We start from the raw sequence: 9159 nt of genomic DNA, 5'->3' as shown, positions 1-9159 counted from the left end.
GGGATGCCGACGGCCGAGCGCCCGCCAGTTGGAGACGGCGGGGGCGAGGGTGTCGACAAGGGCGGCTGCCAGATCGGGCCCGCAGTCCGGCAGCAGCCGCGCGGCCTCGAGGTCGCCCCACCGTCGCCGTACGGTGTCGATCAGCCGCTCGGCGAACGTCCGCCGGCCGCCGCGCCTGACGGTCCGGTAGACGGCGGCCCGGACGACGATCGGGGCGTCCTCGAGGAGTGACTCGAACACCTCGTCCGGCAGGCGCAGCCGGTCGGCCGCGGTCACCGCGCGCAGCGCCACCTCGGGGTCCGGGTCGCGCAGCGCTCCGGTCACGAAGGCGGCGTCACCGGCGGCCTCGGCGAGGGCGAGCGCGACGAACCGTTCGTACTGACCGCGCTCCGCCAGCGACGCGAGCACTCCCGCCAGCTCGGGCCGGCCGGCCAGTTCACCGCCGATCAGCGCCAGGTGATGACGCCGGCGCGGATGGGGCAGGGGCTCGATCGCACGCAGCAGGTCGTCGGCGGACGCCGGTGGACCGGGCAGGTGCGGCAGATGCGACATGTTTCCGCATCGTGCCGGAGCGGGCGTGTTCCAGCGAGTCGTTATTCGCATGGCCGCCACGGAACTGCTCTTTCCGCGGGCCTCTCCGCGGGGGATGCGCGTGGGACGCGCGGCGGGCCGGATGCCGGGCACACATGAATGTGCGGGGTGCCCGGTGGATCCGGCACCCCGCACCGCGGCGTCGAGCCGCCCGGTCGCTCACGCTTCCCGGTGGAACACGTAACCGCCGTGGTAGAGCATGTCGCCGTGGAAGACGCCGGACGCCATGTAGCCGGCGTCGTCGACGTACTCGATCTGATCGCCGTCGATGGTGTAGCTCCCCCTGCAGGCGCTCCGGCGGGCACCACGGGCTTCGTCGTACCGTCCGCCGGGCAGCAGGTCCTGGCGGATGCGGCGGTCGGTCGTCACCCATGTGCCGAGGTAGGGGTGCTCCGGACGGTGCACGGCCCTGTCGCCGCGGCGATTGCGGGAGATCATGGTCATGTTCGGCTCTCTCTCAGGTCGCCGGACGCGAGAGCGCTTCTGCGCGTCCCTGGAACGTCTGTCATGACCTAGAGTCTCGCCGTCGGCGGCGGGACCTGCCATTACTCTGATTTTCCTGGGAGCATGACTCCTGGGTGCGTGAGCACCCAGCTTTGGCGGCCGTCCTCAGCCGGTCGGCTCGAGTACGACCAGCGGAATCTCGCGGTCGGTCTTCTTCTGGTACTCGTCGTAGTCCGGCCATGTGGCGGCCATGATCCGCCACAGTTCCGGCTTCTCCTCGGGCGTGGCGGTACGGGCCCGCACCGGAAGCCGGTCGCCCTTCACCTGGATCTCGGCGTCAGGCTGGGCCTGCAGGTTGTGGTACCAGGCCGGGTGCTGGTCGGAACCGCCGTGTGAGGCCACCACGAGATAGTCGTCCCCGTGCCGCTGGTAGATCAGTGGCGTGCTGCGCCGCTCGCCCGTACGCCGCCCGGTCATCGTGAGTATCAGGACGGTCGTACCCTCCCACTCATGGCCTTCCGCACCATCGGTCGCTACGTAACGCCGGACGTGCTCTTGACCGAATAGCATCTCGCTCGCCCCTCTCAAAACTGGCTTGGCGGGCCTACCGTCGCCGGTGGAAATGATGCGGCGCGGTCCCTTTCGGCGTAACCGGCCACACCCGTGACGCATTCCGGGCGACGCATCCCGCTCGGCCCCATGCCCCGGGTGCCGGATGGATCAGCAGAAGGCGATCGCCGCCCCGGTGTCGATCGAGTGCCAGGCGGCCTCGATGAGCTGGAGGCAGGTGAGCGACGCGATGCCATGCCGCTGCCATTCGACGGTCGGCTCCACCCGGCCGTCGAGCAGGTCCCGGATCTCGTCGGAGTCGGGATCGAGGTCGATGGGCAGGTCGAGCGCCTCGGCCACCCGCAGGCACTCCTCCAGCAGGCGCTGCGAGGACCCCACGTAGCCGCCGAGTACGTCATCGCTGATCAGCACCGGGGCGAAGTCGACGGGAACGTAGTAGCCCTCGCAGTCGGAGTGCTGGATCAGGTGATCGAACGTGGGCTCCGCCGCCGCGGCCCCACGGCGGTCGACGAACTCGCCCTTGACCGTCCAGGCGTGCGCCGGACCGCCCGCATAGGCCGCCTTCAGCACCGGATCGTCGGCCGGGTTCTCCTCCACGGGCGCCGGAACCGTGCCGGAGGCCGCGAGATGGGCGGCCACGCGCCGCAGGTGGTGCAGCCCCGAGTAGCCGAGCATGTCCTGCAGGACGACGTCGTCCTCGTCGAGGCGCGGCTCCTGCCAGCTCGGCAGCCCCGCAGCCGAGAGCTCCCTGCGCACCACGGCGAAGTCCTCCGCGAACTCCGCGCACTCGTCCTCGTCGAACTCGCCGAAGACACCGACCACCACATCGAGACCCATGCCGCGAATCCTCGCAGAAGCCGCCGACATCAGCGATCTACACGAAACGGCAGGACCGGATCTCCTTCGTCGACGTCTCCCCCTCTACGCCTTGGCCAAGGCGTCAGCGGCCACGGCCGCGGGCCGCACGGCCCACCGAACCGAACCCCATCCCGCGGGAGATGGCACGGGCGGCGGCGGTCACGGCCGGGATGAGCGCCTTGGGCTCGGCGCCGTCCGCGAGCACCACGATCGACAGCGCCGCCATCACCTCGCCCGAAGGCCCGCGGATCGGCGCGGCCACAGACAGTGCGTCGAGTGTCATCTGACGGTCGCTGACGGCGACGCCCGTGCGCCGTACCTCCGCGAGTACGCGGCGCAGCTCGTCCTGATCGACGATGGTCTTCTCGGTGTAGGGCTTCAGCGTCGATCCGAGCGCGAGCTCCTGCACCTCGGGGTCGGCGTACGCGAGCAGGACCAGGCCGACCCCGGTGGAATGCAACGGCCAGCGGCCGCCGACCCGCGTGTACACCCCCACGGCCTGCCGGCCGGCGATCCGCTCGACGTAGACCACGTCGAGCTCATCCCGTACGGCCAGCTGGACGTTCTCGTGGGTCACCTCGTACAGGTCCTCCATGAACGGCAGCGCGGTCTCGCGCAGCCCGAGCCAGGGCGGTGACAGCGAGGCGACCTCGAGCAGCCGCAGACCGATCCGGTAGCGCCCGCGCTCGTCACGCTCGAGCGCCCCCCAGTCCGTCAGCTCCCCGACGAGACGGTGGGTCGTGGTGAGAGGCATGCCCGTACGGCGGCTGATCTCCGACAGGGTGAGGTGCGGATGGTCGGCCGAGAACGCACCGAGAATGCCGAGAAGCCGGCCGGCGGCCGTCCGGGCTCGGCCCATGGCTCCTCACCCCTCCGTCCGGCCGGCCACGGCCCCGCGGGTCTAGAGATCGAGTACGAGACGTGGCGTGCGCGACCGGGACACGCAGATCATCATGACATCGCCCGCCGCCCGCTCGGACTCGCTCAGCACGGAGTCGCGGTGATCCGGCTCTCCCTCGATGACCTCAGTCTCGCAGGTGCCGCAGGTGCCCTCCTGGCACGAGGACAGAACCATGATGCCCGCATCCTCGGCGGTATGGAGGATCGAGCGGCCCGGCGCGACGTCCAGGGTCAGACCCGAGCGCTCGCACACCACCTCGAAGCCCTCGGCCCGCACCGGCTCGGTGACCGGCCGCGCCGTGAACCGCTCGACGTGCAGGGCGCCCTCGGGCCAGGACCCGCACCGCCGTTCCACCTCGGCCAGCAGCGGCTCCGGCCCGCAGCAGTAGACGAGCGTGTCGGCGCGTGGCTCGCCGAGCTCGTCGTCCAGCGGCAGGAGCCCGGCCTCGTCCTGCGGCCAGATCACGACCTTGTCCCCGTAGCCCGCGAGCTCGGCGTGAAAGGCCATCGACGCGCGCCGGCGGCCTCCGTACACCAGCCGCCACGACGCGCCGGCCGCCTCGGCCGCCGCCACCATGGGCAGGATCGGAGTCACGCCGATGCCGCCGGCGATGAACAGGTAGCCGGGCGCCTCGGCGAGGGCGAAGTTGTTGCGCGGGCCGCGCACCCGGACCCGCGCCCCGGCGACCAGCTCGTCGTGGACCAGAAGCGAGCCGCCCCGGCCCTCAGGCTCGCGGAGCACGGCGATGCGCCAGGCGGTCCGGTCGGCCGGGTCGCCGCACAGGGAGTACTGCCGTTCGAACCCGGGCCGCGGCGACAGATCGATGTGCGCCCCGGGAGACCACACCGGCAGATCCCGTCCGCCCGGGTCGCGTAGGGTCAGCGCGACGACGCCGTCGGCGACGGTCTCGTAGCCGGTGACCCGCAGCTCGGCCTCGAAGTCGGCGGCGGGCCCGAACCGCTCCCCCGGCCCGCGGTGTGCGGTCATGGTCTGGTCTCCCTCCGCGGTGTCGTCACACGCCCACGGGCGCGGGGCGTTCCGATCGCAGGCCGGCCGCCGGCGCCTCCGTACGGACGGAGACGGCGCGGCCCCCGCCGTGGCCGTCCGGATGCGCGAGAAGCCAGGCCCACACCTCGATGGGATCCTCGGCCTCGCGCTCGGCGCCGCAGTGGCACTCGCCCCGGAGCCGGTCGGTCCCCGGGACCCACACCACCCGGTAGACGTTCGTGTTCTCGCAGCGGTCGTCAGCCGTGTCCATGGCTCACCTCAGCGTGCCCGTACGGTCCGGCGCGTCCGCCTCGACCATGCGCTTCAGCAGCCTGCGGGCCGCCAGGCCGCCCGTGTCGATGTTGATGCTCAGCTCCTGATAGCCCTCCGCCTCGTCGGCGATGACCCCCTCGAGGACCGCCAGCGCGGCGACGTCCTGAAGCACGACGGTCCGGTTGCTCTCCCACAGGAAGTCGGAGACGCCCTGGTCGTCGAGGGCGAAGTCACGCGCGACCGCCCAGAAGTCGAAGGTCGAGGTCTCGGTCTCGGGCGTGATCGCGTAAACCACCTCGACATGGAAGGCGCCCGAGTCGTCGCCGTCGGCTCCCGGCGCGACACCGGTCGGCGCGACCCTGCTGTGCAGGAGGTAGAGGCACGGCGGGTGGTACTCGATGTCCTGCCAGCGGTCGATGCGGCCCTCGATGCCGGTGGACCGGGCATAGAAGGGCGGGCACTCCACGTCGCTCATGCGCCGGCTGACGTGGACCACCGACGCGTCGTCGTCCACCTCGGTGGTGATGGGAGTCTCGGCCACCTCGGGGGTGCCGATGTAGCCGGCGTGCAGATAGGTCTCATGGGACAGGTCGAGCAGGTTGTCGACCAGCAGGCCGTACCGGGCGGGCAGGTACTCCATGCCGTCGATCGCCGTCCAGCCCTCCTGGTCCAGCCAGGGCGCTCGGGGGATCTCGGTGGCGTCGGCCCGGTCGGCCTCACCGATCCACACCCAGACGAACGAGTCCTGTTCCACGACGGGATACGACGGCACCCGCGCCGTACGGGGAATGCGCTTCTGCCCGGGCACCGACACGCAGGTGCCACCGGTGTCATAGGTGAACCCGTGATAGCCGCACACGATCCTGTCGCCGTCGAGGTTGCTCTTGGACAGCGGGAAGCGGCGGTGCACGCAGCGATCGGCCAGGGCGACCGGCCGCCCGTCCTCAGTGCGGTAGAACACAATCGGTTCGCCGCAGATCGTGCGCGCCAGCAGCTCACGCCCCACCTCGCGCCCATAGGCGGCCACGTACCACTGGTTCCTGGCGAATTTCTCGGTGAACGAGGCCATCGATCCGGGTCCTCCTCCCGCGCCTGCCGTGTCACGATCGCGGCGCGTCTCGTGGACCCGACTATGCGCGCGCCACGGGCGGCCGGGCTGCCCGCCTTCCGCCAGACGGAAGACTCATCACGGAAGGTCTGCCGAGACGCTCGGCTTTCGCGGTGTCTTGCCGCCCGTTCGTTCTTCACGCGCGGGTCGGCGGGGTGCCGGGCGCCATCCGGCGTGGTGCGGCTGGACCGCAGAGCGGCTCCGGCCGATCCGCTGCCGGGCGATGTGGGAGGGCACGGCGGTCGGCGGGTCGTCGGCGGGCGGACGCCGCGGCCTGTAATTGATCTCGGACGACTACGCCGACACGACCCGGGCCACCTGCGTCTACGCCCTCGGCGTCGGGCCGCCACCCTCGCCTGGTCACCGATAAACGGTGCGAGGGACCCCATCGCCTGCGCTAAGGTAGAGACGCCTGCGAGGGCAGGTACCGGGACGTGGCTCAGCTTGGTAGAGCACTTGACTGGGGGTCAAGGGGTCGTGGGTTCAAATCCCGCCGTCCCGACAGGTCAAAGGGCACTTCTGATCATCGGAAGTGCCCTTTTTTGCTTGCTGAGTGTCTAAGTGAGTGACTACTCCTCCAAGTCGGCGCCAGGGAAGATTCGGTCCAGGGCGGCCCGCTCCGTCCTCTGGTCTCCGACGCTGCGCAGACGATCTGTACATCCATCAAGGCAGCCCGCAGACCGGGCCGCACGCGCCGCCGACTCAGCGTCTGCCCTCGACACCGCTGGCGCTAGCTCGGGACGGGCCAACAGCTGGTCGTCGGTCACGAGAATGGCGGCCCCGCCGCCGGCCTGCTACCCGAAGGGTGGGTCGACGGCAGACGGATGGTCAGGCGTGGGGCTACGGCTGTTCCAAGATCATGATGTGAGGGCGGGTGTCGGGTCTGCTTGGGAACGTGTGCGGGCCCGGAGGAACCAATGCGCGGCGACCAATGGGATGACGCCGACGGGGTACCAGGCAACATCAATGAGGTCGAACTGGGCGCCTAGCAGCTGGCGCGCGAGCCAGCTGCGTTGGGAGAGTGCCGCGGGTATGGGGGTGAGCTGTGCAAACTCGATGAACCAGCAGTATGCGATCGCGGCGCTGCCGGCGGGCAGTGGGGAGATCGGCGGCCAGATGAAGATCACTATCGTGTAGACGATGGCCGCGGACAAGGCGGCGCCTGAGTATTGTTCGATGGGCCCGTCCATCGTGGCGCGGATTGCGAAGGCCGCGCCTGTAAAGCCGGCTGCCGATACCACCATCAGCAGCCGAGTCCAGCGCACTGCGAGCGACATCGCGCAATCATAAGTGGCAGCGCAGCTAAGGTGGCAGTTGGGCTGCTGAGCTTGGACGGGCCGCAGCTGCACCGCTGCCAAGGGCGGGACAGCGACCCGATGGGTCTCTCACTCGGCGCGAACGTCGCCAAGCAGCGCTTCCAGGCCGGCTGCTCGATGCTCAGCATCGAATCGCTGGGGACCACTTGGGGACCACACGCTCTGCACACGACGCACAGGGCCAGCACAAGCGAACACCAAGCCGCCCTCACTGACACCCCACTCCTGGACGGGGCCTAACAAACCAGCGCCAGGGCCGCCAGTGTTTAGCGGGCGGTCGCCCGAATGACGACCCCGCGCGCCAAAGGACAGGGAGACAGCGCACGCGAAGGGTGGGACCTTCGTGATGCCGAAACCCGGACGCCATCCCGGCTCAGTCGACACTACTAGTCCTAGCAATAAAAGCGTCCAGTAGCGAACTCGGGGACAGGGCAGCGAACTGCAAGAGCCTACGCAGGTAAGAGATAGCATCGCGCCGAGCGAATTTATCGGTAGTACTTCTATCTCTCCTTGGAGACTCGTGATTCCCTCTATATAGGTGGGGTGGCTTCTTGCGGGAGTGTGACCTCCATACAACGACCTATAGTCGTCTTGGCGCGATTGCGGGTGCCGAAAACCCTATCCATGCAGGTCACGCGGCATGCCGATACTCGTTGAAGGTCCCCCGAGGCGTTGATGTCTTCGTATGTTCACACGCCCGATCGGGTCGAGTTCGGTGATCGGCGGGGGAAGCGGAACGCACAGGCGGGCGTTCGCGACACCCCGGTGGGGGCGGTGCCCGTTGTAAAAGGCTTCGAACTCGCGCAGTGCGTGGAGCAGGTGGCGCTGGTTCCAGATCAAGGTCCGGTCAAGCAGTTCACGGCGGCAGGTCTGCACCCACCGTTCCATGATCGCGTTCATTCGCGGCATCCGCACACCGGTGAGCACGATCTTGATGCCCGCATCGGCCAGAACGGTGTCGAACAGTCCGGGGAACTTGCCGTCCCGGTCCCGGATCAGGAACCGCGCAGTGCACCCGGCCTCTTCCAGGTCCATGACCAGATTCCTGGCGGCCTGCGTTACCCCATGAGGCGGTCGGGTGCGCGGTCGCGCCCAGGATGCGGACCCGGCGGGTTCGGTGCTCGATCACCGCCAGTATGTACATGCGCGTTCCGGTCAGGGTGACGGTTTCCAGGAAGTCGCAGGCCAAACAGGGCGTGGGAGCGCAAGAAGTCGGTCCACGTGCTGCCGACACGTTCGGGGGCCGGGTCGATCCCGGCGTCCTTCAGGATCTCCCACACGGCGGAGGCGGCGACCTTCACGCCCAGCACCAGTAGTTCGCCGTGCACGCGCCTGTATCCCCAGCTCGGGTTTTCGCGGACCAGGCGCAGTACCCGCACGCGGATGGAACGCACCGTCGGTGGCCGGCCAGGCCGCTTCGGCCTGGAGCGGGCAGCGCGCGCGATCAGGTCACGGTGCCAGCGCAACACCGTGTCCGGACGCATCAGCAGCCGCATCCGGCGCAGCGCCGCAGGCGTCAGGCGGTACAGCAGCGCTGCCAGGAACGCCCGGTCGGTCGGGGTGAACCGCACCTTCTGCCCGCCCAGCTGACGTTCCTGCACGCGAGTTGATGACGCAGCACGAGGTGAGTAGCCGGGGGGATTTTCACCCCCCGGCTCTCGCAGAACCGGACGTGAGCCTCTCGGCTCATCCGGCTCCCATTGCCCAGCCAGCAGGGCGTGCGCCGAAGCGCCAGTGCGCGAACAGGCCGGGTGCGCGTCGAGCGATCTCGGCCAGCCATGCCATGGCACGTCGTTTTCGTCTGCGCAGCCGTTTGTACTTCCGGCAAGCCCACCAGGCCAGATGCCGGTTGAGCCGCCGGAGGAGGTGAACCAACTCGGACTTGTAGAAGCGTCCGTAGTAGTTGATCCACCCTTGCAGGACGCTGTTGAACATCCTGGCAAGGTCGTCGAGGGACTTGTCACTGCGCTTGCTGATGTGCCAGGAACGGATCTCCCGGCTCATCGAGGTGACCGCGTCCTTGCTGACCGCGGGCAGGAACGACACAAAGTGCTTTCCGTGCCTGCTCTCAGCCAGCCGCGGACGGAACGTATACCCCAGGAACGTGAACT

General features: G+C 69.2%; 11 protein-coding genes, 1 tRNA gene and 1 pseudogene. 1 reads left to right on the top strand and 12 read right to left on the bottom strand.

Going from position 1 to position 9159, the window contains the following annotated elements; genetic code table 11:
• From HKK72_RS31505 to HKK72_RS31470, 8 genes and pseudogenes are all read right to left on the bottom strand, one after another.
• Positions 1-552, bottom strand: a pseudogene (locus HKK72_RS31505) (hypothetical protein); the annotation flags it as partial.
• 198 nt (positions 553-750) lie between these two features.
• A complete protein-coding gene (locus HKK72_RS31500; protein WP_187238078.1) occupies positions 751-1035 on the bottom strand; it encodes an Atu4866 domain-containing protein in 285 nt (94 codons plus the stop codon).
• A gap of 165 nt (positions 1036-1200) precedes the next feature.
• Positions 1201-1605 (bottom strand): nitroreductase family deazaflavin-dependent oxidoreductase, encoded by a 405-nt coding sequence (locus HKK72_RS31495; protein WP_187238077.1) that lies wholly within the window; start codon positions 1603-1605, stop codon positions 1201-1203.
• Between the two features lie 150 nt (positions 1606-1755).
• Positions 1756-2442, bottom strand: coding sequence for a hypothetical protein (locus tag HKK72_RS31490; RefSeq protein WP_187238076.1), 687 nt, complete (start codon positions 2440-2442; stop codon positions 1756-1758).
• A gap of 103 nt (positions 2443-2545) precedes the next feature.
• Positions 2546-3322, bottom strand: coding sequence for an IclR family transcriptional regulator (locus tag HKK72_RS31485; protein ID WP_187238075.1), 777 nt, complete (start codon positions 3320-3322; stop codon positions 2546-2548).
• A 42-nt stretch (positions 3323-3364) separates the two neighbouring features.
• Positions 3365-4351: a PDR/VanB family oxidoreductase gene (locus HKK72_RS31480; RefSeq protein ID WP_187238074.1), complete on the bottom strand. Its 987-nt coding sequence runs from the start codon at positions 4349-4351 to the stop codon at positions 3365-3367.
• Positions 4352-4376: 25 nt separating this feature from the next.
• Positions 4377-4622 carry a hypothetical protein gene (locus HKK72_RS31475; RefSeq protein ID WP_187238079.1) on the bottom strand — a complete coding sequence of 82 codons (246 nt, stop codon included), beginning with the start codon at positions 4620-4622 and terminating at the stop codon, positions 4377-4379.
• A 3-nt stretch (positions 4623-4625) separates the two neighbouring features.
• The gene (locus HKK72_RS31470; RefSeq protein WP_187238073.1) at positions 4626-5693 is read right to left on the bottom strand and encodes an aromatic ring-hydroxylating dioxygenase subunit alpha; all 1068 of its coding nucleotides are present in this window, start codon (positions 5691-5693) and stop codon (positions 4626-4628) included.
• 467 nt (positions 5694-6160) lie between these two features.
• On the opposite strand from HKK72_RS31470, the gene HKK72_RS31465 reads away from it, so the two are divergent.
• Positions 6161-6234, top strand: a tRNA-Pro gene (locus HKK72_RS31465).
• 355 nt (positions 6235-6589) lie between these two features.
• On the opposite strand, the gene HKK72_RS31460 is transcribed toward HKK72_RS31465, so the two are convergent.
• From HKK72_RS31460 to HKK72_RS31450, 4 genes are all read right to left on the bottom strand, one after another.
• Entirely contained in the window at positions 6590-7009 is a 420-nt protein-coding gene (locus HKK72_RS31460; RefSeq protein ID WP_187238072.1) for a DUF2809 domain-containing protein, read from the bottom strand.
• Between the two features lie 657 nt (positions 7010-7666).
• Positions 7667-8083: an integrase core domain-containing protein gene (locus HKK72_RS40245; protein WP_222721376.1), complete on the bottom strand. Its 417-nt coding sequence runs from the start codon at positions 8081-8083 to the stop codon at positions 7667-7669.
• 23 nt (positions 8084-8106) lie between these two features.
• Positions 8107-8649, bottom strand: coding sequence for a hypothetical protein (locus HKK72_RS40240; RefSeq protein ID WP_222721375.1), 543 nt, complete (start codon positions 8647-8649; stop codon positions 8107-8109).
• Positions 8650-8734: 85 nt separating this feature from the next.
• A partial coding sequence (locus tag HKK72_RS31450) for a group II intron maturase-specific domain-containing protein (RefSeq protein ID WP_315987548.1) occupies positions 8735-9159 on the bottom strand: 425 nt, incomplete at its 5' end.

It is taken from the genome of Actinomadura sp. HBU206391 (assembly GCF_014323665.1).
Classification (GTDB): Bacteria; Actinomycetota; Actinomycetes; order Streptosporangiales; family Streptosporangiaceae; genus Actinomadura_C.
This window is presented reverse-complemented; position numbering and strand designations above follow the sequence as displayed.